15 protein-coding genes and 1 pseudogene are annotated in these 14,437 nt (G+C 64.8%); 9 read left to right on the top strand and 7 right to left on the bottom strand.

The features are described 5' to 3' along the window. Nucleotides 1–147: 147 nt before the first annotated feature. Complete coding sequence (locus tag IC232_RS15310; protein ID WP_190845850.1) at nt 148–1,644, bottom strand: sensor histidine kinase; 1,497 nt, start codon at nt 1,642–1,644, stop codon at nt 148–150. Nucleotides 1,645–1,754: 110 nt separating this feature from the next. After that, nucleotides 1,755–1,949, bottom strand: coding sequence for a hypothetical protein (locus tag IC232_RS15305; protein WP_190845849.1), 195 nt, complete (start codon nt 1,947–1,949; stop codon nt 1,755–1,757). Between the two features lie 158 nt (nt 1,950–2,107). On the opposite strand from IC232_RS15305, the gene IC232_RS15300 reads away from it, so the two are divergent. Then, nucleotides 2,108–3,139, top strand: a complete 1,032-nt coding sequence (locus IC232_RS15300) for an endonuclease/exonuclease/phosphatase family protein (protein ID WP_190845848.1) — start codon at nt 2,108–2,110, stop codon at nt 3,137–3,139. 5 nt (nt 3,140–3,144) lie between these two features. On the opposite strand, the gene IC232_RS32900 is transcribed toward IC232_RS15300, so the two are convergent. From IC232_RS32900 to IC232_RS15290, 3 genes are read right to left on the bottom strand one after another with little or no spacing between them, the layout of a single operon-like run. Next, a complete protein-coding gene (locus IC232_RS32900; protein ID WP_281413393.1) occupies nt 3,145–3,273 on the bottom strand; it encodes a hypothetical protein in 129 nt (42 codons plus the stop codon). Between the two features lie 21 nt (nt 3,274–3,294). After that, nucleotides 3,295–3,948, bottom strand: a complete 654-nt coding sequence (locus IC232_RS32895) for a hypothetical protein (RefSeq protein ID WP_190845847.1) — start codon at nt 3,946–3,948, stop codon at nt 3,295–3,297. 42 nt (nt 3,949–3,990) lie between these two features. Then, complete coding sequence (locus IC232_RS15290) at nt 3,991–5,532, bottom strand: hypothetical protein (RefSeq protein WP_190845846.1); 1,542 nt, start codon at nt 5,530–5,532, stop codon at nt 3,991–3,993. Between the two features lie 554 nt (nt 5,533–6,086). On the opposite strand from IC232_RS15290, the gene IC232_RS15285 reads away from it, so the two are divergent. The 3 genes from IC232_RS15285 (at nt 6,087) to IC232_RS15275 (ending at nt 9,971) form a co-directional block, all read left to right on the top strand. Next, nucleotides 6,087–6,638, top strand: a complete 552-nt coding sequence (locus IC232_RS15285) for a hypothetical protein (protein ID WP_190845845.1) — start codon at nt 6,087–6,089, stop codon at nt 6,636–6,638. Nucleotides 6,639–6,672: 34 nt separating this feature from the next. Further along, nucleotides 6,673–7,899 (top strand): DNA-packaging protein, encoded by a 1,227-nt coding sequence (locus IC232_RS15280; protein WP_190845936.1) that lies wholly within the window; start codon nt 6,673–6,675, stop codon nt 7,897–7,899. Between the two features lie 899 nt (nt 7,900–8,798). Next, nucleotides 8,799–9,971 (top strand): phage portal protein, encoded by a 1,173-nt coding sequence (locus IC232_RS15275; RefSeq protein ID WP_190845844.1) that lies wholly within the window; start codon nt 8,799–8,801, stop codon nt 9,969–9,971. Between the two features lie 138 nt (nt 9,972–10,109). Here the strand turns inward: IC232_RS15275 and IC232_RS15270 are convergent, their stop codons facing one another. Continuing rightward, complete coding sequence (locus IC232_RS15270; protein WP_190845843.1) at nt 10,110–10,400, bottom strand: GIY-YIG nuclease family protein; 291 nt, start codon at nt 10,398–10,400, stop codon at nt 10,110–10,112. A 206-nt stretch (nt 10,401–10,606) separates the two neighbouring features. Here IC232_RS15270 and IC232_RS15265 point away from each other — a divergent pair, with 206 nt between their 5' ends. The 5 genes and pseudogenes from IC232_RS15265 (at nt 10,607) to IC232_RS15245 (ending at nt 13,362) form a co-directional block, all read left to right on the top strand. Continuing rightward, nucleotides 10,607–10,807, top strand: a complete 201-nt coding sequence (locus IC232_RS15265; protein WP_190845842.1) for a hypothetical protein — start codon at nt 10,607–10,609, stop codon at nt 10,805–10,807. After that, nucleotides 10,804–10,953 (top strand): hypothetical protein, encoded by a 150-nt coding sequence (locus IC232_RS15260; RefSeq protein ID WP_190845841.1) that lies wholly within the window; start codon nt 10,804–10,806, stop codon nt 10,951–10,953. Before IC232_RS15265 ends, IC232_RS15260 begins: the two co-directional genes overlap by 4 nt. 175 nt (nt 10,954–11,128) lie before the next feature. Next, on the top strand, nt 11,129–11,485 hold the full coding sequence (locus IC232_RS33270) for an HK97 family phage prohead protease (protein ID WP_409564931.1): 357 nt from the start codon (nt 11,129–11,131) through the stop codon (nt 11,483–11,485). A 108-nt stretch (nt 11,486–11,593) separates the two neighbouring features. Beyond that, complete coding sequence (locus IC232_RS15250; RefSeq protein ID WP_190845840.1) at nt 11,594–11,818, top strand: hypothetical protein; 225 nt, start codon at nt 11,594–11,596, stop codon at nt 11,816–11,818. 308 nt (nt 11,819–12,126) lie between these two features. After that, a pseudogene (locus IC232_RS15245) lies at nt 12,127–13,362 on the top strand (phage major capsid protein). Nucleotides 13,363–13,630: 268 nt separating this feature from the next. Here IC232_RS15245 and IC232_RS15240 read toward each other — a convergent pair. Then, entirely contained in the window at nt 13,631–14,419 is a 789-nt protein-coding gene (locus tag IC232_RS15240; RefSeq protein ID WP_190845839.1) for a S1 family peptidase, read from the bottom strand. Nucleotides 14,420–14,437: the final 18 nt, after the last annotated feature.

Here is a 14,437-nt window from a genome sequence, read left to right as displayed (position 1 = left end):
CCGGTATCGACTAATGACCAATGCGGTTCTTGAAAACCCATCGAGTCTGCCTAGAGCATCGTGTAGTCCGGACCACACGATGCGTAACTAAAAGGACTGAGCATCGGATGGATCCCAAAAGTGCAATCCACTTTTTGGTCCGATGCTCTAGGAAAGCGGCACGTCGATCGTGCAGACCACCCCTTCGGGCTGGTAGACCAGGCGCACCTCGCCGTTGAGCTCGCGCGCGAGGCCGTCCTGGATCAGGCGCGAGCCGAACCCCTTGCGCGAAGGCGGGGAGACCGGCGGTCCGCCATGCTCCTCCCAGCGCATGGCGAGGCGCGGCCCGGATGCGATCTCGACAGTTGACCAGGACACCCGGACCCAGCCCTCCGGAGCCCCCAGGGCGCCGTACTTGGCCGCATTGGTGCACAACTCGTGCATGGCCATCGAGAGGCTCAGGGCCATGGAGGGGCTGACGCGAAGGTCCGGCCCTTCGAGCCGGATCCGGCTTCCCTCCTCCGACAGGTCCCGATAGGGCGCGAAGGCCTGGGCGACGATTTCGACGAGGCCAGCGCCTTCCCAGTTCTCCCGGGTGAGGATGTCGTGGCCCCGGGCGAGAGCGTGGAGACGGGCCTCGAAGGTGGCGTAGAGGGCGGGCAGCTCCCGCGCGCCGCCCGCGCCTCGCACCCGAAAGCTCTGGGACGCCAGGGACTGGACGGTCGCCAGGGTGTTCTTCACCCGGTGGTTCAGCTCGTTGAGCAGGAGCCGCAGGTGCTCCTCCGAGCGCTTGTGGTCGGTGATGTCGATCTGGATGCCGTCCCAGACGATGCCGCCGTTGTCGAGCCGTCTGGGCGTGGTGATGATGCGGTGCCAGCGCGTCTCGCCGGTCTTCGCGTGCCGCATCTCGACCTCTTCCTCACACTCGGTGAGGGTGCGCAGGCTCTCCAGCCGCCGCGCGAGCATGCGCTCCCGGTGCTGCGGCAGCACGAGGCTGTAGAGCAGATCCGGATTGGCCTGCGCTTCCTCTGCGGGAATCCCCGTGAGGGTCTCGCAGGTCTTCGAGACGTAGAGCACCTTGCGCGCGTGGTAGGCTGGGGCATGGCTCGTCTGATAGAACATGCAGGCGGGCGCATTGTTGGCCAGCGCGCTCAGGCGCGCCTCGCTGGCGCGCAGCTCCTCCTCGGCCCGCCGCCGCTCCGTCCAATCGCGGAAGCTGACGCCGATGCCGCCGTTATACGGAAACACGTGGAATTCCAGGTGGCGCCCGGGCCGTCCGACCGCCTCCGCCTCGAAGGACAGGGGCTGGCCGGTGAGGAAGACCTCCTCGTAGCGGCAGCGCAGGTCCGTGCCCTCGGATTCGGGAAACATGCTCCAGATGACCTTGTGGAGCATCGCCTGGCGGGGAAGGCCGAAATAGGTTTCGGCCGCCCGGTTGATGTAGCCGAACCGCCAATGTGCATCGAGGGAGTAGAAGGCATCCCCGATGCCCTCCAGGACCACGGCGAGCTGGGCATTGACCTTGGCCTCGACCGTGCGGGCAAGAGCCTGCTGCAAGGCATCGTTCAACGCTCCCCGAGGAGAGGCGGAGATCGAAGCCACAAGATCGCTTGTGAGCTGCTCCAGATCGATGGATGCAGCCAGGGCCGGGTTGGACAGGGTCATGATATGAAACATAATCACGGTTTCACATCGGGAGCAATGTGCCCCCGGCCTATGCGGTCAAGTTTTGGAGCCCATGGTGCGAATCCGCACGCCGGAGCCGGTCAGGTCGATCAGGACTCGGTCTGAACGGAGTTCTTGTCGAACGAGGCGCTCTTGGGAATGCTGAAGGCCTCGGCGGCGCAGATCACGGTGAATAGGGCGATGACGCCCACAATCTCGGCGAAGCTGACAAGGGTGGAAGACAGATCGCCTGCATAGGCAAACGCGCCCGAAATGAGCGCGACAACGACAGCCCAAAACATCATGGGCCTTCTCCCCGGCTAAGCTTATTGCGGCAACACAACGACCAACTAAACCAAAAGTTCCTAAAGCCAAGCTAAAAGATTCCTTGGCCGTCGGTTTTCGGCAAGAGGCGATGCCCTACCATGGATACGTTCCATGACGGTTTTTTAAAGGTCAGTCCATGCGCCCCCTGATCGACCGGATCGTGCCTGATCTCGAGACCCCCAACAGGGCCGTGCTGGAGGAGGCCCGGCAGGCCTCCGCGCAACAGGAGCAAGCCACTCACAAGAGCCTGCTCGAACGCATTCCCGCCCTTCACGCCGTCGAGGGGGTGCCACCCGCCAGCCCGCTGCCGTGGCCCGGCTTCCTCAGGGTCGCGGCGTTCAATGCGCAGCGCCTCGGGGACAGGCGGGCGGCCCGGCATCTAATGGGGCAGGCCAGAGCGCAGGTGACGCTTCTCAGCGAAGTCGATGTTGGCATGGCGCGGTCCGGCAATGCGCACACCATCCGCGAGCTGACTGCCGGAACCGGGCAGGGCTATCTCTACGGGGTCGAGTTCATGGAGCTCGACCTCGGCAGCGCGGACGAGTTCGAACGATGCACCGGTCAAAACAATACGCGCAGCCTGCATGGCAATGCCATCGTGTCGGGCCTTGCCCTGGAGCAACCGTGCCTGATCCCGCTCGAGGAGAACGGCCTTTGGTTTCCCGGCATCAACGGCCTCCAGAGGCGCATCGGCGGGCGGATGGCGCTCGCGGCACGGATCGCGCAGGCGCCTCGGCCGCTTTGGATCGTGAGCACCCATCTGGAGAGCAAGACCGACCCGGCCGACCGGCAGGCGCAGATCCGGGCCCTGCTGCTGGCCCTCGATGAGATCGCTCTCGATGAGGCCTGCGTGATCGGCGGCGACTTCAACACAAAGGTCCTGCCACGCGGCGAGGATGAACGTCATCTCCTGCTGGAGGCGCCTGAGCGCTATGAGCCGCTCTTTGCCGATCTACACGAGGCCGGCTTCGCGTGGCGGCACTCCAACCTCGCGTTGCCGACCCAGACGCCCGGCGCGACGAACAAGCACACGCCTCCCTTCGGCAAGCTCGATTGGATCGTGGTGCGCGGTTGCGAGGCCCGCAACCCGCAGGTGATTCCGGCGGTGGACGAGGAGGGCAGGGCGGTGTCGGACCACGAGATAATCGCGGTCGACATCGCCCTGTGAGAGCGTCAGATGACGAAGAAGTCCTTGTAGGTCACCGCAAGCTTCTTCGACAGGGTCGCGATCTCCGCGGCCTTGCCTTGACCTGATCCGTCGACATCGTAGAGCAGCACGCCCTTGGCCTTGTCGTAGATCACGTAGTCGTTCTTGTCCTTGGCCTAGGCGCCCGTCACGAAGAAGTCCTTCTTCAGCGGCGCAGGCTTTGCCTCTGTGCCGGCTTTGCCGAGCTTGGTGAACACCTTGTTGTCGAGCCAGATCGTGTCGTCCTTCACGTTGAAGTCGGCGATCTTATCAAGGTTGCTCTTCTTGTTCGGCTTGGTGTCGAACACGAAGATGTCCTGCCCCTTATCACCGGTGAGCGTGTCCTTGCCCAATCCGCCCCAGAGCACATCCATGCCTGTCCCACCCGTGAGCCTGTCGGCCCGGGTGGTGCCTTTGATCGTCTCGACGGGGATATTGTCGAGCGTGATCGTGAACGCCGCGTCGGTGTTGATGCCGCCCTCGTCGATGATGCGCACGACGATGCGATGCGAGGCGCCGCTCTCGTAATCGAGCCCGGCGCCGTTGGCGACGACGAGCTGATTGCCCGAGAGGGCAAAGCGGCCGCCGACGCTGTCCAATAATTCGAAGTGCAGCCCGTCGCCAGGATTGGGATCGGTGGCCGAGAGGGTGCCGATGACGGTGCCGTTGCCGGCCTTTTCCGTAACGGCCTGCTTGCTTAAGGAGGCTTGTGCCTGCTGAAGAACATGCAAGCCGCTCGCATCGGTCACCTCGCGAATGCCCTGGCTGTAGAGCTGCGTGCGTTCGGCCACGGTGAAGGAGGCGCCGGTGAGTGTGACGGTGTCGTTCTGGCTCTAGCTGCGGGCGAGAAGGGCGGTGGCCTTGTCGTCGAAGGTGAGCGAGCCGGTGCCCAGCAGCGTGATCGCCTCCAGGCCGGAGAAGACCATATCGGAGAGATCGTAGCTGCCGGCCTTCAGGTGCAGGGCGTCCGTTCTATTGCCGCCGAGGACTTGCGCGATGCCCGACAGACGATTCCCGTCGGCGACGATGATCTCGTTGCCGCCGGAGCCCTGGACGGTCTCGATGCTGGTGAACACATCGGGCGCGGTGAGATCGAGGATGCCGGCCTCAATTATGGCGAGCGTGTCGTTGCCATCGCCCTCGCCGCCGTCGATGCTGTCGCCGGCGGTGAGGCCGCCGGCCCGCACCTGGAAGAGATCGTCACCGGCGGTGCCTGTGCCCATTTCCCGTCCTTCGCCGAACGCGGCGACCGACGTGAACCGCCGCTGATAGATTTCGCTGCTGTTATCCTCCCGAGAACTGGAGGTCCAGGTGACGAGCCAGCTGCCGTCCGGCAGCGTCGTCACCTTCTGGCCTGTCTGAAGGTCGGGCCCATCGATGTTGACCTGCTGCGCCCCTCCGACAGGATGGCCGTCCGCCCCATAGCGCTGCTGATGGATTTCAGCGTAGATATAAGCTCCCTCCACGAAAGTCCAGGTGACGAGCCACCCCCCATCCTTCAGAGCCGTCACGATCGGGGTTCTCGCCTCGTCGAAGCTCGGAGGGCTGATCCAGGTTTCCGGCCCGATCGCCGCTCCGGTCTCGTCGTAACGCTGCTGGTAGATGCCTCTTCTACCCACCGCATCCCATGTGACGACCCAACCCCCATCGGCCAATGCCGTCACGCTCGGATGCCGTTGAGTGCCTTGCCGACCAGTATTGACCGTAGTCTCCGGCCCGACCGTAGCTCCATTCTTGTCATAACGCTGCTGGTCGATGTCCGTAGTGTCATCCGAATACCAGGCGATCACCCATCCGCCATCGGCCAGCGTCGTCACGTTCGGATTGCTTTGGGAATCGTTCGTAGTGGTGTTGACCTGGGTCTCCGGCCCGACCACGCCGCCGTTCTTGTCGTAACGCTGCTGGTAGATGCCCCCGTAGCTGCTGTCCTGACCGTCTGAGACCCACGTGACGACCCAGCCGCCATCCGGCTCGGGGAGGGCCGTCACGCTCGGAGTGGTCTGAATATAGGTCCTGTAGGTGTTGACCACAGTCTCGGGCCCGACCGCCGTCCCGTTGAGGTCGTAGCGCTGCTGATGAACGTCCCAGGTGGCATTCGAAGCCCATGTGACGACCCATCCGCCATCCGCCAAAGCTGCCACACTTTGATAATTGGGGTCCGGGGTCCCGATATCGAGCCGGGTTGGCGCCTCGACCGCAACGCCAAATTTATCGTAACGCTGCTGGTGGATGCTGGGGATGCCTTGGTCGAAGGAGGTCCAGGTGACGAGCCAGCCGCCATCCTTCAGCACGATCACGCTCGAGGATTGTTCATAATAGGGCGTGTCTGCGGTGACGCGCTGCTGGTCTCCGACACGAACGATCGATGCTGTCATGGCTTCCCCCTTTGAAGCGTAGCGCTCGCCCAGCAATCTTAAGGCCTAAGAGGCTGGTCCGTCGTGAGCGTTCGCGTTCAATGGGTATATATGCCAACAGTCGTGCTGGCGCTACGTAAATCCGTTGCAGTTCCGCGTCGCTCTGCCGAATGAGCGCATCAATGTTCACTCCGATCTTGTCACTCCCAGGCTTGGTCCGGGCAGGGCGTCTTTCCGAATCTCATTCTTAGAACGCTGCTCTATAAGCCTGGCTCTGGATGCCGGAGAAAACTTTCCTTATTTATTGCCTTATTGTTCTATGTCTGACCTCATGGAACTGAGATATTGTCCATTCATTCCTGGGTTTTTCGGAACATCTGTGGACGAGCTTATAAATACCGTGCAGGAACGAGCCTGTGGGTACCTCACAAGTGCCTTGACAGCGTCACGCTCTTAGAGTACAAAACGTGAACACTGACGAAGTGTGAATGAAGCGCCCCGCCGCATTCACTGCATCAGCAAAACCTCCACCGCCCCGGCGCCTCCGCTCGGGCGGTTTTTTGTTGGCGTGTCCCATGCCCCAAAGAATCGAAGTTACGGACGAGCAGAGGCAGCAGGGCTGGGAGATCTACGCCTGCCAGCCGGACAAGCTCCTGACCGACATCCAGGCCTTTCTCGGCGTGAGTGCCGGTACCTTCGTTCGGATGCGCCAGCGCTGGGGCTGGCCGGCGCGTCAGGCGGCTCCCAACGAGAACGCCTTGAGCAAGGCCGCAAAGAACGAAGGCGGCGTGGCCGGGTTGGCGAAGGCCGCCGCCGCTTCGGTCAACGATGCGGCGCGCCCCCTCGCCCAGGCCACGCGGGTGCAGATCGACGCGCTCATGGACGAGCAGCGCACGGGCCGCGCCAAGGATCACGACAAGACCGCCCGCAGGCTCGCGTCTTATGCGAAGACGCTGGCAGCCGCGCGGGCGCTTCTGGAACAGGAAAGTTCACCGCTCGATGACACCGAGCCCCATGACAACAGACCCCGGCGCAGCCTGCACGAACTCCGCGAGGAGCTTGCTCGCCACCTTGACCGGGTTATCGCGGAGGAGGAGTCTCGCGGACGCGGCGGCCTCCTGGTCTGAGCGCGATTTCGAGACTGTTCTCCGCTTCTGGCCGATGCGCTGCCGGCCCGAGCAGCGCCTGCCGGGTCTGGCCCGGCACCACGACCCCTGGACGACCTGGCTCATCCTCGGCGGACGCGGCGCGGGCAAGACCCGCACCGGCGCCGAATGGGTGCGCGGCATCGCGCTGGGCGATCCCGAGTTCGGGGCAGGCGCTTCGCGGCGCATCGCGCTCGTGGGCGAAACATTTGCTGATGCCCGCAACGTGATGGTGGAGGGGCCGGCCGGTATCTTGGCCGCCCATGCGCGCCATGAACGCCCCACCTGGTCGCCGTCGCTGCGCAAGCTCGAATGGGCGAACGGCGCGGTCGCGCAGGTGTTCTCAGCGGAAGATCCGGACTCCTTGCGCGGCCCGCAATTCGAAGCCGCCTGGGCGGACGAGCTCGCCAAGTGGCGGCACGTGGAAGAGACCTGGGACATGCTGCAGTTCGGCCTGCGCCTCGGCGCGCATCCGCGCCAGATGGTGACGACCACGCCGCGGCCGATTCCGATCCTGAAACGGTTTCTTAGCGACCCTTCGGTGGCGGTGTCGCGCATGCGCACCGCCGAGAATGCAGACAACCTCGCGCCTGCCTTTCTCGACACCGTGGTGCGCCGCTATGTGGGCACGCGGCTCGGACGACAGGAACTCGACGGCGACATCATCGAGGATCGCCCCGATGCGTTGTGGACGCGCGAGGTGATCGAGCGCAACCGCATCGACGCGGCGCCCTCTCTCATGCGCATCGTCGTGGCGGTCGATCCGCCGGCCTCATCGTCGAAGCGGGCGAACGCCTGCGGGATCGTCGCGGCCGGGGTGGACGAAGGCGGCATGGCTTATGTGCTGGAGGATGCGACGGCATCTAGCTTGAAGCCGCCCGAATGGGCCGCGAAGGCCGTGGCGCTGTATCGACGGCTGCAGGCCGATGCGCTCGTGGTCGAGACGAACCAGGGCGGCGAGATGGTGGGCAACGTGATCCGCGAGGTCGACCCGTCCGTGCCGGTGGTGAGCGTGCGCGCCACGCGGGGCAAATATCTTCGCGCCGAGCCGGTCTCCGTGCTCTATGCGCAGAACCGCGTGCGCCATGTGGGCGCGCTGCCGGAGCTGGAGGATGAGCTCTGCGATTTCGGCCCCGGCGGCCTCACCTCCGGCCGCTCGCCCGACCGCATGGATGCGCTGGTCTGGGCCCTCACCGAGCTGATGCTGCGCGAGCGCCGCGAGCCCAGGGTGCGGGTATTGTGATCAATTGCCTTGCAATGCGCCGTGTCATCCCCGGCGAGCCGAAGGCGAGGGAAGGGGATCCAGTCACACGCGCGACCTAATGGATTCCCTTCCCCTCCGCTGCGCTCCGGCCGGGAATGACAAAGCGGATGTGACGCGATCAAAAAGAACGCCCCAGCCGAAGGGTGGTGTTCACGCACATCTCCAGCCGGGGCGCCGTGGCTCCCGTAGGGGCAACAAGTGAAGCCACCCGGCATAAGCTAAGCGGTTGAAAAAAATCCTCAAGGCTCCTGATGGGGTGAACCTTTCGCGCCAGCATGGTCTCGGAAGGATAGGAGGTCGTTGCGGGGATCATGGCTGCAGGGCCGGGGCGGATGGCAGTCCATCCGTGCCGATCCGCCCCGCCATCTGCCTCATGCCGCCGGCGTCGACGACAGAGCTCGAGAAACCGATGGTCGCGCCAGCCGGTCCGGGGAAACCAGCCCGGCTGGCGCGTGAATGTCGCCGGGTGCCCCTGCAACATCTCAAAATTACTCTGGGGTATGTGACGCGCCAATGACGAACGCTGCGGATGTGCCTGCTTTACGGTCATAGGCTGCGGAAGTTAGCGGCATGCTGAAGCCGCGGTGGGCACCTCGCGTCGTCCCTGGCCTTGTGCCGCCAACCCGCGTCTATGAACCTTTTATCTCCCTCCATCCTCATCCTGAGGAGGCGCGCAAGCGCCGTCTCGAAGGAGGTTCCAGAGAGCACTGGACGATCCTTCGAGACGCAGCCTGACGGCTGCTCCTCATGATGAGGATGGAGAGGTGGACGGCGAAGACGTGGTTCCCCCGAACACGTTTTGGGATGGCGCGGGATCGCATCGCTCTCGCACCGCGACACCCTTCATCCCTCACGCTTCACCAAGGCAGGACCACTTCATGCTGAATCGATTGACCCGCTGGCTCCAAGTTCCGCTGGAGGCCAAGGCCTCGCGGGCGCAGGGCGCCATTGCGCTCTATGTCGCCGGACGGCCCGTGTGGACGCCGCGCGATTATGCGGCGCTCTCCCGCGAGGGCTTCCAGAAGAACGCCGTCGTGCACCGCGCGGTGCGCCTGATGAGCGAGGCGGCGGCGTCCCTGCCGCTGGTGCTCATGAGCCAGGGCAGGGAATTGCCGTCGCATCCGTTGCTGTCGCTGCTCGCGTGGCCGAATGCGCGGGAGGGCGGGCAGCGCTTTCTCGAGAGTCTTTACGGACACCTGATGGTATCGGGCAACGCCTATGTGGAGGCGGTGAGCCTCGACGGCGCGCCGCACGAGATAGACGCGCTGCGCCCCGACCGCATGCGCGTGGTGCCCGATGCCGATGGTTGGCCGGCGGCTTATGAATATGCGGTCGGCACACAATCCGTGCGCTTCCCGATCCGCGACGAGATCCTGGCGCCGATCCTGCATCTGACGCTGTTCCATCCGGCGGACGATCATTACGGATTGTCGCCGATGGAAGCAGCCGCCACCGCGCTCGACATCCACAACGCGGCAGGTGCCTGGAACAAGGCGCTTCTCGACAATGCGGCGCGGCCCTCCGGCGCACTGGTGGTCGGCGGTGCGACGCTCACCGATGCGCAGTTCGACAGGCTGAAAGGAGAGCTGGAAACCAATTATCAGGGCGCCGGCAATGCGGGCCGTCCGCTGCTGCTGGAAGGCGGCCTCGACTGGAAGCCGCTGTCGCTCTCGCCGAAGGACATGGACTTCGTGGAAGCGAAAGCCGCCGCCGCGCGGGAGATCGCGCTCGCCTTCGGGGTGCCACCCCTGCTGCTCGGCCTGCCCGGCGACAGCACGCATGCGAACTACGCGGAGGCCAACCGTGCCTTCTACCGCCAGACGGTGATCCCGCTGGTGAAACGCACGGCCGAGGCGCTGGCGCACTGGCTCACACCCGCTTATCGCGAGACGCTTGCCCTCGAGCCTGATCTCGATGCCATCGAAGCGCTGGCGGATGAACGCGAAAGCCTCTGGCGGCGCGTGTCGGCGGCGGCGTTCCTCAGCGATGACGAGAAGCGCGAGGCGGTGGGGTATGGGCGTGTTGAGGGTGGCAAGGGGAGGCGGGCGTAGAGCCTCTCAGTATGCGGACCCCCTGACAGGATGGTGTCATTCCCGGCCGGAGCGCAGCGGAGGGGAAGGGAATCCATGGCGCTGAGGGTGCCAGTGGATTCCCTTCCCGGCCTGCGGCCGCCGGGGATGACAGCGTTGTCAGCAGGCAGTCGGATCCAGATCATCCCAGTTTGGATTCGATTGCTCGATAAGCTTGATCTTCCATGCTCTGTTCCAGCCCTTGAGCTGCTTCTCGCGAGCAATTGCTTCATTCACGTTTGCAAAGACCTCGACGTACACAAGTCTTGTGATGCGATAGCGCTTTGTGAACCCTGGAACGGCGAGGGATTTATGCTGAACTATGCGCTGCAGGAGGCTGCTTGTAACGCCGATATACAGCGTGCCGTTCTTCCCGCTGGCTAGAATGTAGACAGCGTAGTGCTTGCCCATGAGAGACGCCTTGAGGTGCAACTTCATAGCACATGCCTAGAACCCCGTGTCATCCCCGGCGAGCCGAAGGCGAGGGAAGGGGATCCATAGCGCTGCGCGTGTGAGTGGATCCCCTTTCCCTCCGCTACGCTCCGGCCGGGAATGACAACAAGGACTACGCGTATTGCCCAAACCACGCCCAACGGAGCTTTTCACGAGAACAAATCATGAACTCACTTGACCAGATCACCGAGGCCGTCATTCGGCGCGGGGATCTTGCCCATCTAGCCCTGTTCGTCTGGGCCAGCGGGGCGTCCGCCTTGCTTGCCATGACCCTGCGCGACCTGTTCGCGGCCAACCGCCGGTTCGATGCGTTCGTGCGCGAGCTGTCCATGTTCAACCGCCGCCACTCGGGAGATCCCTCGTGACCCGCCTTTCATCCCGCACTCCGCGCAAGCCAAAGGCGGCGCGGGAGAGCCAGACCCGCGCCACGCTCGTGTTCCGCGACTTCGTGCGCCAGCTCGAAAAGCTTGATGTGAAGCCGCCGAAAACCGCCCGCGGGGCCGCGCGATGATGGCGGCCGCAACGACTGTCCGCGAGCGCAAGTTCCTGCCCGAGCCCCTGAGCGGCGTCGACACGGATGGCGTGTTCGAGGGCTATTCCAGCCTGTTCGGCGACGCCGATCTCGGCAAGGACGTGGTGATGCCCGGCGCCTTCCGCGACTCCTTAAGAAACGCAGCGCCGCGCAGGTGCGCCTGCTCTGGCAGCACGACCCGGCGCAGCCCATCGGGCGCTGGCTCTCCATCGCGGAGGATCTGCGCGGATTGCGCGTGCGCAGCAAGCTCAACCTTGCGGTCGAACGGGCACGGGACATCCTTGCCCTCATGCGCGACGGAGCCGTGGACGGGCTCTCCATCGGCTTTCGCGTCGAGCGGGCCAGGGCCGAGAGGCCGACCGGTTTGCGTCGCCTGGAGCGGCTCGACCTGTGGGAGATCTCGGTTGTGACCTTTCCGATGCTGCCCGGCGCGCGGGTCGAAGCCGTCAAGCAAACGGCCCCGAAGCTCGCTACCCATATTCGTAGCACCGCCGCCAGACTGTTTTCCTGAACCTTGTCCGTTGGAGCGCGTTAGCTGAAAGCCCGCAAGAGCGCGGAGGCTGCGGGCCCTTTCCTCACGCGAGAGGTGTCTGTTCTTCGCTTGTCTCGGGAGGTTCTGATGAAGAAGCTAGCTTTCGTTGCGTTGATCGGCCTTGCGGCGGCGGCCTGCACGACCACGGAAGAGCGGGTGGGCGGTGCGGCTGTCGGCGCCGGTGTCGGTGCGGTGGCCGGTCCTGTGGGCGCCGTGGTTGGCGCCGGCGTCGGTGCGGCGGCCGGTCCGGCCGTGTCCGATACGGTCCAGGCCAACACGCGCCCGGTTCGCCGCACGACCCGCCGCCGCTGAACCCTTTCCCTCACGTAGACTGGCTTATCACTGTGTTCGACTCCTGAGCCCTCATCCTGAGGAGCCGCGAAAGCGGCGTGTCGAAGGAGGTTCCAGCGCGCACTGGAACCTCCTTCGAGACGGATTGCTGATGCAATCCTCCTCAGGATGAGGTCGGAGCTTGATGAGCCGGCCTCACAGGGGAAACAACGGGCCCGCCCTCCGGCGGGCCTTTTTCTTTGGAGCATCGGGCCAAAAAGGGGATTCCGCTTTTCGGATCCATCCGATGCTCATTTCCTAAGCTGTTCCTTTCAAACCTATGGATTGTGATGATTCCCGTTGTTGAAACCAAAGCCGTGTCCGACGATGTCGCCTCGGCCTTCGAGGATTTTGCCCGCGCCTTCGAGGCGTTCAAGGATGCCAACGACACGCGCCTGTCCGAGATCGAGACCAGGCTCACCGGCGATGTGGTGACGGACGAGAAGCTCGCCCGCATCGACACTGCCCTCGACGACGCCAAGCGCCGCCTCGACCGTCTCGCCCTCGACCGCTCCCGCCCGCCGCTCGGCGGCACGGACGCTCCACGCGATCCGGTTCAGGCCAAGCACAAGAGTGCGTTCCATGCGTATGTCCGCAGCGGCGAGGCCACGGGCCTCAAGCGGCTGGAGGAGAAGGCGCTCTCGGCGGGCTCCGGCCCCGACGGCGGCTATCTCGTGCCCGACACGGTTGAGCGCGAGGTGCTGCGCCGCCTCGCCAATGTGTCGCCGATCCGCGCCATCTCGTCGGTGCGGGTGATCTCCGGTGGCCAGTACAAGCGCGCCTTCTCCACCACGGGCCCGGCCACCGGCTGGGTCGGCGAGACGGCCGCGCGTCCGCAGACGGCGAGCCCCACGCTCTCCGAGATGAGCTTTCCGGCCATGGAGCTCTACGCCATGCCGGCCGCGACCCAGACCCTGCTCGACGATGCGGTGGTCGATATCGAGAGCTGGATCGCCGAGGAGGTGGAATCCGCCTTCGCCGAGCAGGAAAGCGCCGCCTTCGTCAACGGCGACGGCCTGAACAAGCCCAAGGGCTTTCTCACCACCGACACGGTCGAGAACGAAATCTGGGAATAGGGCCGCCTCGGCACGGTGAACACGGGCGGGGCGACCTTCCCGGCGGAAAATCCGTCCGACGTGCTGGTGGATCTGATCTACACGCTGAAATCCGGCTATCGCCAGAACGCCGCCTTCGTGATGAACCGCAAGACGCAGAGCGCGATCCGCCGCTTCAAGGACGACAACGGTCAGTACCTCTGGGCACCGCCCGCGAGCATCGGCCAGGCCGCGACGCTCATGGGCTTCCCCGTGGTGGAGGCAGAGGACATGCCGGACATCGCGCTGAACGCCTGCGCCATCGCGTTCGGCGACTTCAAGCGCGGTTATCTCGTGGTGGACCGCGCCGGCATGCGCGTGCTGCGCGATCCGTATTCCGCCAAGCCCTATGTGCTGTTCTACACCACCAAGCGCGTGGGCGGCGGCGTGCAGGACTACGCGGCGATCAAGCTGCTGAAGTTCGCGGCGTAAGATCCGGTGTCATCCCCGGCGAGCCTTTAGGCGAGGGAAGGGGATCCACCCGCACGCTCAGCACTATGGATTCCCTTCCCCGCCGCTGTCGCTCCGGCCGGGAATGACACCTACATCGTCATGGCCGGGCTTGTCCCGGCCATCCACGTCTTAGGAAACACTGACCTCCTTCGAGACGCAGCCTGACGGCTGCTCCTCAGGATGAGGTCAGAGGAACAACAGGACCGGGATCACCGGCACAAGGCCGGTGATGACGTGGAGGATTTATTTAGTTCCCCGCCCAGGCGGCGTTGAGGCTCTGCATGCTGCCCGTGATCCAGCGCAGGTGCTCCACCACCGGCGTCACGGCCGTGAGACCGCCGCAGGCGGTCGGCCGGGGCGAGCGCAGGGCGCCGCTCGACCAGCTCGTGATGCCGTAGAGCTGGTAGCCTCTCTGGGTTGCAGCCAGGATCGGCCCGCCGGAATCGCCCCGGCAGGCGCCGGCGCCTGCAGTCTCCGCGAGCCGGTTGCGGTCGGCGACGATGAGCACGCGGTTTGCGACCTCGATGGGACCGAGCGACACGAGGTTGGTCTGGCGCAGCGTCCTGGCCGTGCCGCGGGCGCGCTCCGAGAGCACGCCGTAGCCTGCGATGGTCACGCCGTCGCCCACATCGATGCGGCCCGCCTGGGTCGGATCGAGGGGGAGGAAATCGGGGCCGAGGGGCCGGTCGAGTTTGACTACGGCGAGATCGATGCCGGGCTGCGTGCGCGGCGTGGTGCCGGGCACGAAGGTCGGGTGAATGGCGAGCGCGGCGACGTTGAAGCGCTGTGGCCGGAACGCGCGCGTGAGGGCAGTGACGCGATAGGCGGCGCGATCGATCACGCAATGGGCCGCCGTCAGCACGAGATCGGGCCCGACGACCACGCCCGAGCAGAGCTCGCCCAGCGAGTTTTCAATGGAGACCACGGAGCGGCGCAACCCGTTGGGGTCGCGCGAGGTCGCACCCTCCAGGATGGCCCAGGCCGGGCTTGCGATGAGGGTAAAGGCAGCGAGGGCAAGAATCGGCAATGCGCGCATGGATTGATGATGCCGTAA

The organism is Microvirga sp. (genome assembly GCF_014699075.1).
Lineage (GTDB): Bacteria > Pseudomonadota > Alphaproteobacteria > Rhizobiales > Beijerinckiaceae > Microvirga.
The sequence above is the reverse complement of the archived record's forward strand: the minus strand, read 5'-3'. Positions and strand labels throughout refer to the sequence as shown.